Genomic DNA, 15,834 nt, shown 5'->3' on the forward strand with positions numbered 1-15,834 from the left:
GTTCGCGAGCCGGAGGAGACCATCGAAGAGCGGAGCCGCCGGTGAACCTCGATCCTCCGGTGCTGCCGCTGTTCGGGCAGGACCCGCCGCGTCCGCTGGCCGACCGGCTGCGGCCGCGCACACTCGCCGAGGTCGTCGGCCAGGACCATCTGCTGGCACCGGCCGCGCCGCTCGGGCGGACGGTCGCGCGCGGCAAACCGGTGTCCACGATCCTGTGGGGCCCGCCGGGCTGCGGCAAGACCACGATCGCCCGGCTCCTCGCCGAGGAGACCGACCTCGCGTTCGAACCCCTCTCGGCCACATTCGCGGGCGTTGCCGACCTGCGCAAGGTCTTCGCCGCCGCCCGGCACCGTCGCGAGATCGGCCAGGGCACGATGCTCTTCGTCGACGAGATCCACCGCTTCAACCGGGCACAGCAGGACGGCTTCCTGCCGTACGTGGAGGACGGCACGATCATCCTCGTCGGCGCCACCACCGAGAACCCCAGCTTCGAACTCAACGGCGCGCTGCTCTCGCGCTGCCAGGTGCTCGTGCTCCAACGGCTCGACGCCGCCGCGCTGGAGACGCTCCTCGCACGCGCCGAGCGGGCAGTGCGGCCCGTGCCGCTCGACGAGCAGGCGCGCGGTGCGCTCATCGCGATGGCAGACGGGGACGGGCGGTACCTGCTCAACATGGTCGAGCAGTTGCAGGAGCTGCCCGAGGGCACGCCTCCGCTCGACACCGCCGCGCTCGCCGAGACCGTGCAGAAGCGCGCGCCGCTGTACGACAAAGCCCAGGAGGGTCACTACAACCTCATCTCGGCGCTGCACAAGTCGATGCGCGGCTCCGACCCGGACGCCGCCCTGTACTGGCTCGCGCGGATGCTCGACGGCGGCGAGGACCCGCTGTTCATCGCGCGCCGCATCACACGGTTCGCGAACGAGGACATCGGGATCGCCGATCCGCAGGCGGTGCAGCAGGCGCTGGCGGCGTGGGATGTGTACGAGCGGCTGGGTTCGCCGGAGGGGGAGCTGGCGATCGCGCAGGCCGTCGTCTACCTGGCGACGGCGCCGAAGTCGATCGCGGTGTACCGCGGTTTCAACGAGGCCTCGGCCAGCGCTGGGCGCACCGGTTCCCTGGGCCCGCCGAAGCACATTCTGAACGCGCCGACCCGGCTGATGAAGGACATCGGGTACGGCAAGGGCTACCAGTACGATCCCGACAGCGAGGACGGCTTCTCGGGCGCGGACTACTTCCCCGAGGGGATGGACCGGCAGCGGTTCTACCGGCCGACCCGCAACGGCCATGAGGCGCGCGTAGGCGAGCGGCTCGAGCGGTGGGCTGAGCTGCGCGCGATACGGCGGCGCGACAGCGCCGGGAATGGTAGGACCGAACGGTGAGCCACAGCGAAACGAAGCGGCCCGCCGCTCCCGAGGCGATCGAGGTGCGCGGCGCTCGCGTCCACAACCTCCAGAACATCGACGTGTCGGTGCCGCTCGGCGAGCTGGTCGCGATCGCCGGCGTCTCGGGCTCGGGCAAGTCGTCGCTGGCGCTGGGCGTCCTCTACGCCGAAGGCTCCCGCCGCTACCTCGAAGCACTGTCGACCTACACCCGCCGGCGCCTGACCCAGGCCGCCCGCCCGGCCGTCGCCAGTGTCGAGCACGTGCCCGCCGCGGTCGCGCTCCGTCAGCGCCCGCCCGTGCCCGGCGTGCGCAGCACCTTCGGCACTTCGACCGAGCTGCTCAACGGGCTGCGCCTGGTCTACTCGCGGCTGGGCCGCCACCGGTGCCCCAACGGCCACCGGCTGGAACCGACGATCGATGTCGCGCTCGACCTGCCGCTCACCTGCCCCCAGTGCGGTGTCGTGTTCGGTCCGCCGAGCGCGGAGTCGTACGCGTTCAACAGCGAGGGGGCCTGCCCGCGCTGCGAGGGGACCGGGATCGTCCGCGAGGTCGACGACACCGCGCTCGTGCCCGACCCGTCATTGAGCATCGACGAAGGGGCGGTCGCGCCCTGGAAGATGTTCGGCCTCACGGTCGTGCCGAAGGTCGCCGCCGAGCTCGGCGTGCGCACCGATGTGCCGTTCAAGGAGCTGTCGGGGCCCGAACGCGAGATCGTCTTCAACGGGCCGGAGACGAAGCGGCTGATCCTCTACCCCGCGAAGAACGGGAAGCTGTTCGAGCTCAACGCCTCCTACCGCAACGCGCGGCAAGCCGTCCGCGAGGCGCTGCAGAACGCGTCCACCGCGAAAGGACTCGACCGGATCGACCGGTTCCTCAGCGTCCAGGTCTGCCCCGACTGCGAGGGCACCCGCCTGAACGACCGGGCCCGGTCGACGCTGGTCGAGGGGATCGACCTTGCCGAGGCCGCCGCCATGACCCTCGACGACCTCACCGACTGGCTCCCCGCCGTCGCCGAGAACCTGCCCGCGTCCATGACCGCGATGGCCGACAGCATCGTGCGCGACCTGCTGGAGACCGCGGAGCGCCTGACCGAACTGGGGCTCGGATACGTTGCGCTCGACCGTGCCGGCGCCACCCTGTCGACGGGGGAGCGCCAGCGCGTCGCCCTCTCCAGGGCGGTCCGCAACCGCACCACCGGGGTGCTGTACCTCCTCGACGAGCCCTCGATCGGCCTCCATCCATCGAATGTGGACGGGCTGCTGGATGTCGTTCGCAGCCTCTTGGCGGACGGCAACTCGGTCATCGTCGTCGACCACGACGTCCAGGTCCTCAGGGAGGCCGATCATCTCATCGAGATCGGCCCGGGATCGGGCCGCGAAGGCGGCACGGTGATCGCCACCGGCACCGCACGCGACCTCGACCGGAACCCCGCCTCGCTCATCGGCGGATTCATCACCGGGCGCGAACGGGTGCACCGGCGCGGACGGGCGGACGCCCGCAGCATGTTCGACCTGGGCCGGATCCGTCTGGCGACCGGACCCCTGCACACGGTCAGCGCGCTCGAACTCGACATCCCCCGCGGGCGCCTCACCGCGGTCACCGGCGTCTCCGGTTCGGGCAAGACCACGCTCGTCCTGGAGAGCCTGGTCCCCGCACTGCGCGCCCAGGCGGCCGGGCAGGCGCTGCCGGAGCATGTGCGCTCGATCGATCCTGCGGGCGTCTCCAGGGTCGACCTCATCGATACCGTGCCCATCGGGGTCAACGTGCGCTCCACCGTCGCCACCTACAGCGGCATCCTCGACGACCTGCGCCGCGCCTACGCCGCGACCGACGATGCGAAACGGTCGGGGCTCAAGGCGGGCGACTTCTCGTACAACACCGGGTCGCTCCGCTGCCCGACGTGCGACGGCACGGGGCAGATCGTGCTGGACGTCCAGTTCCTGCCCGACGTCGACATCGTCTGCACCGACTGCGGGGGCCACCGGTACGCATCCGAAGCCGACCTGATCCGGCGCGGGCCCCACGGCCCGACGCTGCCCGAGCTCCTCGCGTTCACCGTCGACCAGGCGCTGGAGCACACCGGTGGACTCCGGAAGGTCCGCGCCCGGCTCGGGACGCTCGCCGACCTCGGCCTGGGCTACCTCACGCTCGGCGAGGCGACTCCGGCGCTCTCCGGTGGCGAGGCGCAGCGACTCAAGCTCGCCGCCGATCTCGACCGCGATCAGCGCGATGCCGTGTTCGTCCTCGACGAGCCGACCGTCGGCCTGCACCCGCTCGACGTCCAAGTGCTGCTTGGGGTCCTGCAGCGGCTGGTCGACAACGGGGCCACCGTCGTGGTCATCGAGCACGACCTCGATGTGATCGCCGGCGCCGACCACGTCATCGACCTGGGACCGGGCGGCGGCATCGACGGCGGCCGCATCGTGGCCACTGGCGCTCCCGAGGAGATCGCCCGCGCCGACACCCTCACCGGCAGGTATCTGAAGCCGCTGTTGGAGGGGAGGGAGTCGTGACCATCACCGGAGCGCAGCTCCAGCGGGCCGCCCGTTCCGCCGCCGAGGGACTCGATGCCACCAGCCACGGTCGTCCCTTCGTCGACAAGCTCGACGTCTACAAGGTCGCCGGCAGAGTCTTCCTCATCGTCACCGACGACCCGGACGAGCCGATCGTCACCGTCAAGTGCGAACCCGGCCACGGGCGCGCGCTTCAGCACGAGCACCCCGGCATCACCGAGGGGCGGTACCTCGACAAGCGGCACTGGATCAGCATCGGCCCCGGGCCGCATATCACCGCGAAACTGGTGAAGGACCTCGTCGTGCTCTCCTACGACCTCGTCCTCGATCTCCTTCCCCACGACCAATGGCCAATGACAGCGCACGCGATTCGCGACGCCGACCGGAAGGGCATGCCATGACCGTCAATACGCCCAAGGCACCGAGTGCACCAGGGGTGCGTTCCTGGTGGGGCATCCCGTACGCCACCGCCGAACGGTTCCGCCGCCCTGCGGTCGCGGACTTCGATCCCGGCCTCCCGTACGACCGCAAGGGGGTCGTCTCGATCCAGCCCGACAGCGGCGATTGGCTCGAGGCGGACAGCGGGATGGGTGAGGACTGCCTGAATCTGAACGTATGGGCCCCGAGCAGCCGGAGGCGAAGGCGCTCCCGGTGGCCGTGTACATCCACGGCGGCGACCCCGGCAACGTCACCGTCTACGGCCACAGCGGTGGCGCCTATGCCACCTTCAACCCCGACAAGCTGGTCGACCTCGACCCGGCCACCCTGATGGCCGCACTGCGCAAGGTCCTCCCGACCGACCTCGGCGTCCGCGGCGGGGTGGACAACCAGGCCACCGGCGTCGTCCTGGGCATAGGGCAACCCGGCGCGGTGATGCAATCCCACCCGATGGAAGTCCTCGCCTCAGGCACGCACCGCGATATTGACGTCCTGCTCAGCATGGCCAGCGACGACATGGGCTGGTGGGTCGCGAACGACCTCGACCGGTTCGACCCGCGCACCCGCGACCGCGTCACCGATGAAGTCGCAGGATGGCGCATCTCCCGCTCCCGCGCGAAGCAGATCGTCGACGCCTACGACCAAGACGGCCGCACCCCCGCCGAGATCCGCGCCGCGGTCATGGCGGACTACCTCTTCGCGCTCCCCGCGGCCCGCGGCGCTCTCGCCCACGCCGCCGCCGGCGGCAACGCCCATCTCCTCCTGATCGGGCCCGCCGAAGGCACGCCCGCCGTGCACGGCACCGAAATGTACGCCCTGGTCGGCCAGGAGAAACCAGGCCGCAGTGCCGAACAGGCCGAGCGCGACACGAGCATCCGCGACATCGTGCTCGACTTCGCCACCGGCGAGCAGACCCGCCTGCGGCCCGCCGTCACCGACCAACCCGTCTCGAACAGCGTCGGCAACCCCCCGTTCGAGGCCGGCGCCCACTACCGGGCGGCCCTTGACCTGTGGGAGGGCATCGACCGACCCTGACACCCAAGGCGGGGCGGCACAGCACCGCCCGGGCACCTGCACCATCTGCACCTCCACGGGAACGAACACGGCAAGGAACCGACATGAGCGAATCCACAGCAGTAGGCGACGGCACACCGGTGACGATGAGGGCGATCGTGGTCACCGAAACCGGCGGACTCGACAAACTCGTCATCACCGAGGCGCCGGTGCCCGAGCCGAGACCGGGCTGGGTGCGCATCAAGGTGAAGGCGTTCGGCGTCAACGAATCCGAGGTGACCACCCGCAAGGGCGAGTCGGACCCCGATGTCACCTACCCGCGGGTTCCCGGCATCGAAGGCGTCGGCGCAGTGGACCAGGCCGACGAGAGCAGCGGCCTGCAGTCAGGACAGCAGGTCGCGACCATGATGGGCGGCATGGGTCGGTCCTTCGACGGGTCGTACGCGGAGTACACGCTCGTTCCGGTCGACCAGGTCATCCCGTTCGAGTCGGACCTGCCGTGGGGGACGCTCGGGGCGCTGCCGGAGATGTTCCAGACCGCCTACGGCTCCCTCACCACGGGCCTCGACCTGCGATCAGGACAGACGGTCCTGATCCGGGGCGGGACCTCGACCGTCGGCCTCAGCGCCGCGACGATCGCCAAGGACATGGGCGCGACCGTCCTGTCCACCACCCGCAAACCAGAACGCGCCGAAGAACTGCGCGCGATCGGCGTCGACCACCCGCTCGTCGACGACGGCAGTGTCGCCGGCCAGGTGCGGGAACTCTATCCGGACGGAGTCGACGCGGCCCTGGAACTGGTGGGCGGCCCGGCCCTGCCAGACACGCTCCGGGCCCTGCGCACAGGGGGCACCGGCTGCTTCACCGGCTCGCTCTCGGGCGAATGGGTCATCCCCGAGTTCAGCCCCTTCGCGTACATCCCCAGCGGGGTCCGGCTCACCGTTTATGCGGGAGAAGCCGCCGACCTGCCCGCCGACGTCCTCGCTCACCAGCTGCGGGCCATCGCCAACGGACGACTCCACGTCGCCATCGCCGGGGTCTACCACGGCCTGGAGCAGGTCCGTGACGCTCAGGCCGACCTGGAATCCGGTACGACACCGGGCAAACACGTGGTCGTCCTTGACTGAACGCGAAACAGCACGCGACCGGGCGGCTTGCGAGACACCGCGCAAGTGCGCACGACCTCCGAGGGTATGAGGGGACCGGGTTCCCGGGGAGCGGGATAGGCTCGTCTGCGCACTGACATTGAGCCGCCTGAACCAATTGGGGATCGTGCGATCATGAGTTCCGACCACGTCGCCGAAGGGCCGAGTCTGGCCGAGATCGGGCCGATCAGCGCCCTGGTTCCCGAGCTGGTGATGGGGCATCGGGGGCTCGCGTTCACCCTCATGCGCCGGATCGGCATCTCGCCGGGGCAGGAGCGGCTGCTTTCGAAGCTGTGGGCGTCCGAGCCGCTGCCGCAGGCGGTGCTAGTTCGCGAGATGGGCATCGAGGCGCCGACGGTCACCAAGATGCTCGCGCGCATGGAGAAGGCCGGTTTCGTGGAGCGCCGCCGCTCCGATGCCGACCGGCGGGTGTGGCTGGTCTCCCTCACCGAGGAGGGTCGGGCATTGCGTGAGCCGGTGGCGCGGATCTGGGCCGAGCTGGAGCGGCGCACGGTCGGCGACATGCCCGAGGCCGACCGCCAGACGTTCCAACGGCTGCTGGAAGAGGCGGTCGCGAACCTGCGCGGAAACGGCCAGGCCCCGCCGTTCGCTTGCGAAGCCCCGGGGGACCACCCCTAGGCGGTGCGCGACTCGTGAGACCTCCGGCCCTGCCGGCTGCGCATGGGGCCAGGGGCTCGGCCATGCGAGGGAGCCCGGGGAATAAATAATTAGCCGACTAACATTGTTCTTGTCGTACCCATCGACCAGAGCGAAGGAAGTCAGCCATGGACACCACTGCGGCGAAGCGCATCGCCGTTTTCGGCGCGACCGGACAGCAGGGAGGCGCGGTCGTCGACGCGCTCGAAGCCAGGGGCGCGCAGATCCGCGCGCTCGTTCGCGACCCCGGGTCCGAGGCGGCCCGTGCCCTTGCCGAGCGCGGGATCGAACTCGCACGGATCGATCTCGACGCGCCCGCGACCGTCCGGTCAGCGCTTGAGGGCGTCGACGCCTTCTTCTTCATGACCACGCCCGGGCGGGACCGGCAGGCGGCGAACGAGATCCGCCAGGGAACGGTCCTTGCGGACGGAGCCGCGGGTGTGCCGCATGTGGTCTTCAGCTCCGTGGGCGGAGCCGAGCGGCACACGCGCATCCCGCACTTCGAGAGCAAGCGGGCCGTCGAGGAGTACCTGCTCGAACGCGGCGTACCCGCGGTGTTCGTGCGGCCGGTCTTCTTCATGGAGAACCTGACGTTCATGGGCGCCGCGATCGAGAACGGCGAGGTCGTCGTCCGGCTCCCGCTTCCGGCGGACGTCCCGCTGCAGATGGTCGCCGTTCGCGACATCGGCACCGCGGCCGCCGCCGCGCTCTTGGAACCGGATGCGGTCGACGGGTCGATCGAGATCGCCGGTGACGAGCGCACCGGTCCCCAGATCGCCGATGCCATCGGCGAACACACCGGCCTGCCGGCCCGGTACGAGGCATTGCCGCTCTCGGTCCTGGGCGACGCCGATTCGCACCGGATGTTCGAGTGGTTCGCCGAAGACCCCGCCTACCAGGCCGACATCCCCGCCACCCGGTCGCTCGCGCCCGGCCTGCTCGACTTGCCGGGCTGGCTCACCGCCACCGGCTGGACCCCGAAGACCCACTGACACCACCACAAGGAGCACTTCCATGAGCACCAGCACGACCAGTCTCGACTCGACCGCGGCACCGACCGCACTCCGTCTTCCGCGCCTGCTCGCCGCCGCGGGGGCCGCCGCGGCCCTCAACCTCGTCGCGCTCGGGATCGGCAGCGCCGCCGACGCCTCGATGATCGTCAACGACCCCACGCCGACCGAGGTCGGCGTCGCAGCGACCCTCGGCGCCACCTTGGGGCCGCTGCTGGTCGCCGGACTGGTCCTCTGGCTCATCGCCAAGCGGTCGCCGAGGATCCGCGTCTGGGCCGGATGGGCCGGGGCCGTCCTCGCCTTCGCCACGGTCGCCTCGCCGTTCTTCGCCGCGGACGACCTGACCACCGCATTCACGCTCGCGTCCATGCACATCGTCGGCGGCCTCGCCTGGCTGGCCGCCACCCGGCCCTGGGACAAGCCCGCCACCCGCTGACACGGCCGCGCCGCCCCAGGACGTCCCGTCCTGGGGCGGCGCAGTACCCGATGCGCGGCCGAGCGGCGCCGGGCATCCGGTTCAGCGCGGCGGGCCGAGGATGACCTGTCCGTGGAGGTCGGCGGCTTCGGCGAGCTTCTCGCGCGAGATGGCGAAGCCCTCGGGACGCGGAGTGGACACATCGCGTCCGGCATGGCGGAACATGCCCTCGATCCCCGCCGGAGTGGCGATCATGAGCAGGTCGGCGGTGTCCGAGGTGATGCGGTAGCCGTGCGGCACATTCTTGGGCAGGAAGACGATGCCGCCTTCGGACAGCTCCATCTCCTCCTCGCCCAGCCACAGCAGCGCCGTGCCCTTGATGAGCATGAAGATCTCGTCCTCGCGGGTGTGCATGTGGAAGGGCGGGGCCTCGCCCTTGCCGACCGCGAACCTTCCCACGGTGAGCTGCCCGTTCGTGGCCGCGCTGTCGAGCAGGACGGAGAACGTGGAGCCGTCCAGCCATTCGAGCGTCTGCTGCTGGTCGGGTTGGGCCAGATAGGCCATGGTCATGGTGCGGGTCCCTTACTGGTTGCGTTTGCGGAGTCGGTCGAGGTTGGCGACGGTGTCGAGGACGAGGTGCTCGTCGGCGACCGCCGGGTTGGCCGCGACGAGGACGGCCGCTTCGCCGACCTGGTCGGCCGTCAGCCAGTCGGGCTGGCCGCCCGGTCGGGTGCGGGTGATGACCGGACCCAGGATGAGGTCGTTGACGCGGCGCTGGCCTTGCAGTTCGGCGCTGAGGACTTCACGCATCATGAGCAGGGCCGCGCCGCTCATGCTGACGATGCCCGCCCCCGCATACGGCTTCTGCGCCGAGAACCCGGAGATCATGCTGTAGGAGCCCTCGGCCTCAAGCCTGGGGACGAAGGCGCGTGCGACGGCCGTGTGGGCGGTCGTGACGTCCAGGAAGAAGCGCTGCCAGGCGTCTTCGCTCGTCTGCCACAGGGTCTGGCCCATCCACCAGCCGCCGACGGCGGGCACGACGTGGTCGATGCGGCCGAAGCGCTCCTTGACGGTCTCGGCGAGCTGCTCGGCCTCGGCGAAGGTCCCGTAGGCGCCGGTGACGCCGTGGAGGCGCTCGGCGAGTTCGGGCCCGATGAGCTCGGAGAGCTCGTCGAGCTTGGCCTGGCTGCGGCTGGGCACGACGACGTCGGCTCCCGCGCTCAGGAAGGCCCGGACGATGCCTTCGCCGACCGAGCCGGTCCCGCCGGGCACGACGGCGACGCGTCCTGCCATCGAGCCGGTGCGTGCGTTGTCCATGATGGTGCTCCCTCGTTGTTCGTGTTCGTTGCGTGTGATCGGTCGTGCGGTTTCAGCGCGGTCCGAGCAGGGCGTCGGCCCGTGCCGCGTCCAGATGCGAGACCTGTGCGGTGTTGCGGCTGGTCGGGCCGAGGTACTGGGTGAAGACGTCGATGAACGCCTCGGCCCCGCCCGCGAGCTCGTAGAGCACGGTCACGGCCCTACCCCAGGTCCCCTTGGCGCGCTTGGCCGTCGAGGATGCGCTGGGCCTGGTCGGGCTGGCGCAGATGGACCGTGGCGCCGTGGACGTCCTTGGCGGCGGGCGAGGAGAGCCAGGCCAGGACGTCGCCGACCGCTTCACCGCGCAGCGGCGACCCGGGCCGGGTGCCGTTCGGCCCCATGTACGCCCACATGACGAGTTCGTTGACGCGCGGGTCCCCGCCCGTCTCGTCTGCGATGGCCAGGACGAGCCGGTTCTGCGCCGCCGTGGCGGCGGCGATGGGACCGACCTGGGCACCGACCTGGTCCACGAACCCGGCCGGACCGTTCACCGTGGTGTAGGCCCCGCCCGGGCGCAGCAGCGGCACGAGGGCTTCGGCGGCGGTGAAGTGCGGGTACAGGGCCGCTTCGATCACCGAGCGGAACGCGTCGAACCCGGCGGCCAGGACCGGCGGGCCCTGGTGCCAGGACGTCACGGTCGAGACGACGGCGTCGAGCCCGCCGGCGTCGCGCACCTGGGCGGCGATCTCGCGGGCCCCGGCGGCGGTGCCGATGTCCCCTCGCAGTCCCAGCAGCCGCGACTCCAGGTCCGGGGCCAGTCGTGAGCGCAGCCGCTCGATCTTGGCCGGGTCGCGGGAGGGCACGAGGACCTCGGCGCCGGCGCGCAGCAGCGCGTCCACGGCGAAGTACCCGACGTTCCCGGTGCCTCCGGCGACGAGCGCGGTGGCTCCCGCAAGCTGTGGCGTGTTCATGATCGACCTTCCTCCAATGGGTTACTATTTATAACCTAACAAGGGGGTCAACATGTCGGACCGAGAACTTATTTCCGTGGCGGAGGCCACTGGGTGCCCGTCGGGTGACTGCACCTACGCCGAGGCGGTGTTCGCACTGCTGGGCAAGCGCTGGAACGGCCTGATCATCGACCTGCTGCTCGCGTCTCCCGCCCGATTCTCGGCGATCATCGAGGCCCTCCCGCAGCTGTCCAAGCGGGTGCTCTCCCAACGCCTCGCCGAGCTGACCGAGGCCGGGCTGGTCGAACGCGACGAGCGAGGACCGCGCGAGGTCGTCTACCGCCTCACCGAGCACGGGCGCGGACTCGGCCCGGCCATGGCCGAACTGCGGATCTGGGCCGGTTCCCCCGAACCGCCCCCGACTCGCGAGGACTTCGTCGAACAGGCCGGTGCCGGCAAGCACCCGGCCGACCGTGCGGTGTGGGAGTCGCTGGACCTGGCCGCCCGCCGCCTTCAGGACGCCCTCGACCGGCAGGCCAAGACGGTCGCCGCCGTCCCCGGGGTCTACGCCGAAGCGCTCGCGCGACTGCGGCTCGCCCCCGAATGCCGGATGCGGGTGGGCGACCTCGCGGCCGCGACCGGCCTCAAATCCAGTCGCGTGAGCGGCATGGTCGCCCACTTCGAGGAATCCGGCTGGGCGCTGCGCACCGCCGACCCGACCGACCAGCGCTCGTGGACCGTCACCCTCACCGAGGCCGGAAAAGCGGTCGCCGCCGCAATCCAACCCGTCTACACCGGCATCCTCCACGACCATCTGTACGGCGCCCTCACCGAGGCCGAGCAGGCCCAGCTGCGCCGCCTGACCGACAAGATCCTCGCCAGCTTCGAAACTACTACAGAAATGAAATAATATGAGGAACACTCCCTCCGGCGGTCCGACCCGGCTCGTCATTCTCGGCGCCAGCGGCAGCACCGGCCGCCTCCTGGTCGACCAGGCCCTCGAACGCGGCTACGCGGTCACCGCCGTCTCGCGTTCCGACCCCTTCGGTCCCGGCCGCGACGGCCTCACGGTCAAGCGGGTCGACGTGCGCGACCGGCAGGCCCTCCGCTCGGCCCTCACCGGCCACGACGCGGCTCTCTCCGTCATCGGCGGCACCCCGAAGCAGCACGGCCGCATCTACTCCGAAGGCACCGCCGCCATCGTCGAGGCACTCGAAGCCGCAGGGGTGCACCGGTTCGTGTGCACCTCCTCGGGCGGGGTGAACCCGGCCGACCGCGGCCTGCCCCTGTGGTACCGGCTCGCGATCCCGCTGTTCCTGGACGACCTCTACAAGGACATGCGGGTCATGGAGTCGACGGTGCGCGCCAGCGGCCTGGACTGGACGATCGTGCGCCCCGCCTACCTCACCGACGCCCCCGCCCGCGGAGAGTACCGGGTCGAGGACGGCCGCAACCCCAAGGGCGGATGGCGCATCGCCCGCGCCGACCTCGCCGCGTTCCTCCTCGATCAAGTGGACGGCGAGGACTGGCACAAGGCCCTGCCCACCATCGCCTACTGAGCGAGGACAACGCCATGGGGCGGGGGCGACGAGTCCCCGTCCCACATCGCCACCAGACTCGTCGGGCACGAGGGCCCGGCGAGCCCGTCGGCGGGCTTGCACGATCGCAGTAGGCCCAGCGGGTAAGAATCGAGCCGCATATACCTTGACGTGCCCCGTGGGACAAGAAACAAGGGACCATCTATGCGATGATCCCTCATATCCTGTATGTCCGTTTGTGGAGGTAGGGGGATTCGAACTCGTGGCTTTCGGATCAACGTGTCGCCCGGCTCGCCGCTCCGGGCTTGGCGGAGGATGCGCTTGATGGTGCTGATGTCGACACCGTAGTTGCAGGCGAGTTCGGACCGGGTGGGCAAGGTGGATGCTCGGTCGGATCCCCGCGCCGCGATTGGTTCGATATGGAAGTCTCCTGTTGAGTTCCGTTGTGGCACAACGGAACTCAACAGGAGACTGTCTCAGTCTGTAAGCACGGCCTGAGCGTTTACAGGTAGGGGCTCTGCGTGAGCAGGTGGCTGCGGTAGCCTTCGCCGACGCCTGGCTCCGGTGTGCCGGACCAGTCCTTGATGAGGACCGCGCCGCTGGTGCAGCCCCACGGGTTCCAGGTCCAGGCCAGGTAGCCCAGACCATTCGCGTCGGCCCAGTCGACCAGCTCCTGCATGTAGTCGAACCCGCAGTCGTCCTGGCCGAACTCGCCGAGCACGACCGGTACCTCCTGCATCAGCGGGGCGATTTCACCGTCCCAACAGGACTCGGTCACGCACCGGTTGAAGCTGTAGGAATGCCAGGACGCGGCGATGTTGTCCAGCGGGTCCTCCGGCATGTAGGCCAGCCATTCCCGCATGTCGTTGGTCCACTCAAGCCCGCTGACCATGAGGATGTTCGTGGCACCGGTGTCGCGGACCGCGTCGACGAGGTCCTGCATGCCGGCGACCTCGTACCCGATGCCGGCGCAGGTGCCGCCGTCGCGCAGGCACTGCCAGCCCAACGTCTTGTCCCAGTTGCTGGCCATATCCGGGTACGGTTCGTTGAACAGGTCGAAGACGACGGCGTCGTTGCCCTTGAAGGTGTCGGCGACGCCGGCCCAGAACTGCGGGGCGTACTGCGCGTCGGGCATCGGCTTCTGGCAGGTGGCGTGCACATCGGTGCAATGCCAGTCCGGTCCTGTGGTGTAGGCGCCCCAGGTCCAGTGCAGGTCGAGGATGACGTTGAGGCCGTTGGCGACCAGGAGATCGACGTAGTCCTTGACGCCTTCCTGGTAGGCGGCGCCGCTGGGTGAGCCGTTGAGGCCGAGCCAGCACTCCTCGTTGAGCGGGAGCCGCACGGCGTGGATGTTCCAGGACTTCATGGCGTCGACGGACGCCTGGTCGACCGGGCCGGAGTCGAACAGGCCCTTGCCCTGCACGCACGCGAACTCGGCGGAGGACCGGTCCACGCCCAGCAGCCGGTACGGCTCGCCGTCCTCGGTGACGATCTGGTTGCCGGAGACGCTGAGCTGCGGCGCCGGACCGTCCGGCGGGGTGGTGGTCGGGTCCTCGCTGGGGGTGGTGGTCGGGCCTCCGGTGGGGGTCGTCGAGCCGGTGCAGGGCGTGCCGTTGAGCGCGAAGGACGCGGGCTCGGGGTTGGCGTCGCGCCATGCGCCGACGAACCCGATCGAGGTGGAGGCGCCGGTGGCCAGCGACCCGTTCCAGCTCATGCTGGTGGCGGAGACGCCGGCGCCCGACTGGGTCCAGCCGGCGCTCCATCCCTGGGTGACCTTCTGGCCGGCGTTCGGGAAGTCGAAGGTCAATGTCCAGCCGGACATCGCATCGCCGAGGTTGGTGACGTTCACGTTGGCGTGGAACCCGCCCGGCCACTCGCTCTGCACGGTGTAGGTGACCGCGCAGCCCGAGGTGGCCGCCGATGCGGGAAGGGTCGCCGTTGCCAAGCCGCCCAGTACCAGTGCGCCGACGGCGCCGGCGACCAACAGTGTCTGACGATGTCGCATTTCAGCTCCTTGATTCTCGTGAGGAATGGATGGGAGCGCTTCCGTTCTCACCTTAGTTAGGCACCCGAAGAAAGTCAAGCATTCATATAGATCTATGCTTAGTGCTCAACGAGCAGCCGATCGGGCGAAATGAGCGACAGGGCAAGCAGGCGGGTAAGCAAGGCGGCCCGACAACGTACAGCGCAGGAGGCACACGTGGCGCTCAGCCCGACGTGGACGAACAAATCGACGACCAGGGGTCTGATCCTGGACGCCATCCGTGCGGCCCGCACGATCAGCCGGGTGGAGCTCGCTGCAGCGACGGGTCTTGCCGGCGCCACGATCTCCGAGCTCGTGCGGGAGCTCATCGACGACGGATTGGTGGTCGAGGCCGGCCGAGGTGCGCCGACCGGCGGCAAGCCGCGCACGCTGGTGCAGCTCGACCCCCGGGCCCGCTACAGCGTCGGAGTCCAGATGGAGCGCAACGCCTGCGTCATCGTCGTCGTCGACTTGGCCGGCCGGCCGGTGGCCCGAACTTCGTTCCAGGGTGTGGCGTCGATGCCGCCGGAGCAGGCACTGCCGATGATCGCCTCGCAGGTCGACGCCCTGCTGGCCACGGCTGCCGTCGACCGCGACCGAGTGCTGGGAGTCGGGCTGGTCAGCTACGGCCCGCAGGACCGCCGCGCGGGGGTGCTGTTGAGCCCGCAGCCCTCCGCGCCATGGCTCGAATACCCGGTCGCGGAGCGACTCGCGCAGCACCTCGGCCTGCCCGTGCTGCTCGACAACGACGCCGCGGCCGCCGCGATCGGCGAATACTGGATGGGCGCGGTCGACCCACGAAGCACCTACGGCTGCATCTACATGGCCAGCGGGATCGGCGGCGGAATCGTGGTCGCCGGCGAGGTGTACCGAGGCAGCTCCTCCAACAGCGTAGAGCTCGGCCATATGTCGATCGACGTCAACGGCGACCAGTGCCCGTGCGGCAACGTCGGCTGCCTGGAGAACTACGCCGGCCCCTCAGCCCTGGTCCGGCAGGCCGCGGCCACGCCCGCGCTGGCCGAGCGCCTGGTGCCCGACCCCGACTCCGCCGACTTCCTCACCGGGTTCGCGCGGATCGCGGCCGCCGCCGACGCCGGTGACCAGGCCGCCCGTGGCCTCATCGAGCGGTCGGCCCGCTACCTCGGTGCCGCCGCCGTCACCATGACCATCCTCTTCGATGTGGACGCGATCGTCCTGGCCGGTCCGAGCTTCGCGGCGGCGGGCTCTATCTACCCGACCGTGATCCAGGAGGAAGTGGACCGCCGCACCGTCAGCTGGCGGACGCACCCGGTGCGGGTGACGCCTTCGGTCAACGGCCCCGACGCAGCAGCGATCGGCGCAGCGGCCCTCGTGCTGCAAAGCGAGCTGACCCACGGCCGGACTCGGACCGAGGAGGGGAGGGGTGCCGGCGGCCATGCCCGACCGGCGGTCGCGGTTGCGGGTGATTAGCCCC

The 15,834-nt window shown here is 70.2% G+C and carries 15 protein-coding genes and 1 pseudogene; 11 read left to right on the plus strand and 5 right to left on the minus strand.

The window, feature by feature from the left end:
• Positions 1-41: 41 nt before the first annotated feature.
• From DI269_RS06445 to DI269_RS06480, 8 genes and pseudogenes are all read left to right on the plus strand, one after another.
• Positions 42-1,379, plus strand: a complete 1,338-nt coding sequence (locus tag DI269_RS06445) for a replication-associated recombination protein A (protein WP_112134280.1) — start codon at positions 42-44, stop codon at positions 1,377-1,379.
• A complete protein-coding gene (locus tag DI269_RS06450; RefSeq protein ID WP_112134281.1) occupies positions 1,376-3,895 on the plus strand; it encodes an excinuclease ABC subunit UvrA in 2,520 nt (839 codons plus the stop codon). The genes DI269_RS06445 and DI269_RS06450 overlap by 4 nt, the downstream gene beginning before the upstream one ends.
• On the plus strand, positions 3,892-4,296 hold the full coding sequence (locus DI269_RS06455; RefSeq protein WP_112134282.1) for an MmcQ/YjbR family DNA-binding protein: 405 nt from the start codon (positions 3,892-3,894) through the stop codon (positions 4,294-4,296). Before DI269_RS06450 ends, DI269_RS06455 begins: the two co-directional genes overlap by 4 nt.
• A pseudogene (locus DI269_RS06460) lies at positions 4,293-5,368 on the plus strand (carboxylesterase family protein). The gene DI269_RS06455 and the pseudogene DI269_RS06460 overlap by 4 nt, the downstream one beginning before the upstream one ends.
• A gap of 83 nt (positions 5,369-5,451) precedes the next feature.
• A complete protein-coding gene (locus tag DI269_RS06465; protein WP_112134283.1) occupies positions 5,452-6,474 on the plus strand; it encodes a zinc-binding dehydrogenase in 1,023 nt (340 codons plus the stop codon).
• A gap of 153 nt (positions 6,475-6,627) precedes the next feature.
• Positions 6,628-7,131 (plus strand): MarR family winged helix-turn-helix transcriptional regulator, encoded by a 504-nt coding sequence (locus DI269_RS06470; protein ID WP_112134284.1) that lies wholly within the window; start codon positions 6,628-6,630, stop codon positions 7,129-7,131.
• 146 nt (positions 7,132-7,277) lie between these two features.
• On the plus strand, positions 7,278-8,141 hold the full coding sequence (locus DI269_RS06475; RefSeq protein WP_112134285.1) for an NmrA/HSCARG family protein: 864 nt from the start codon (positions 7,278-7,280) through the stop codon (positions 8,139-8,141).
• 22 nt (positions 8,142-8,163) lie between these two features.
• Positions 8,164-8,595 (plus strand): DUF6069 family protein, encoded by a 432-nt coding sequence (locus DI269_RS06480; protein WP_112134286.1) that lies wholly within the window; start codon positions 8,164-8,166, stop codon positions 8,593-8,595.
• Positions 8,596-8,676: 81 nt separating this feature from the next.
• Here DI269_RS06480 and DI269_RS06485 read toward each other — a convergent pair whose 3' ends face one another.
• From DI269_RS06485 to DI269_RS06495, 4 genes are read right to left on the minus strand one after another with little or no spacing between them, the layout of a single operon-like run.
• Complete coding sequence (locus DI269_RS06485; protein WP_112134287.1) at positions 8,677-9,144, minus strand: cupin domain-containing protein; 468 nt, start codon at positions 9,142-9,144, stop codon at positions 8,677-8,679.
• A 12-nt stretch (positions 9,145-9,156) separates the two neighbouring features.
• Positions 9,157-9,891, minus strand: a complete 735-nt coding sequence (locus DI269_RS06490) for an SDR family NAD(P)-dependent oxidoreductase (RefSeq protein ID WP_112134288.1) — start codon at positions 9,889-9,891, stop codon at positions 9,157-9,159.
• 52 nt (positions 9,892-9,943) lie between these two features.
• Positions 9,944-10,087, minus strand: a complete 144-nt coding sequence (locus tag DI269_RS26820) for a hypothetical protein (RefSeq protein ID WP_157974792.1) — start codon at positions 10,085-10,087, stop codon at positions 9,944-9,946.
• Positions 10,088-10,091: 4 nt separating this feature from the next.
• Complete coding sequence (locus DI269_RS06495; RefSeq protein WP_112134289.1) at positions 10,092-10,841, minus strand: SDR family oxidoreductase; 750 nt, start codon at positions 10,839-10,841, stop codon at positions 10,092-10,094.
• A 52-nt stretch (positions 10,842-10,893) separates the two neighbouring features.
• On the opposite strand from DI269_RS06495, the gene DI269_RS26825 reads away from it, so the two are divergent.
• Positions 10,894-11,730 carry a winged helix-turn-helix transcriptional regulator gene (locus tag DI269_RS26825; RefSeq protein ID WP_157974793.1) on the plus strand — a complete coding sequence of 279 codons (837 nt, stop codon included), beginning with the start codon at positions 10,894-10,896 and terminating at the stop codon, positions 11,728-11,730.
• Position 11,731: 1 nt separating this feature from the next.
• Positions 11,732-12,379, plus strand: a complete 648-nt coding sequence (locus tag DI269_RS06505; RefSeq protein ID WP_112134290.1) for an NAD(P)-dependent oxidoreductase — start codon at positions 11,732-11,734, stop codon at positions 12,377-12,379.
• A 481-nt stretch (positions 12,380-12,860) separates the two neighbouring features.
• Here the strand turns inward: DI269_RS06505 and DI269_RS06510 are convergent, their stop codons facing one another.
• Positions 12,861-14,363 carry a cellulase family glycosylhydrolase gene (locus tag DI269_RS06510; RefSeq protein WP_112134291.1) on the minus strand — a complete coding sequence of 501 codons (1,503 nt, stop codon included), beginning with the start codon at positions 14,361-14,363 and terminating at the stop codon, positions 12,861-12,863.
• Between the two features lie 195 nt (positions 14,364-14,558).
• Between DI269_RS06510 and DI269_RS06515 the strand changes: the two genes are divergently transcribed.
• The gene (locus DI269_RS06515; protein ID WP_198667210.1) at positions 14,559-15,830 is read left to right on the plus strand and encodes an ROK family protein; all 1,272 of its coding nucleotides are present in this window, start codon (positions 14,559-14,561) and stop codon (positions 15,828-15,830) included.
• The last annotated feature ends 4 nt before the right edge of the window (positions 15,831-15,834 follow it).

Origin of the sequence: Glycomyces dulcitolivorans (genome assembly GCF_003265355.1) — a bacterium.
GTDB classification, from domain to species: Bacteria; Actinomycetota; Actinomycetes; order Mycobacteriales; family Micromonosporaceae; genus Glycomyces; species Glycomyces dulcitolivorans.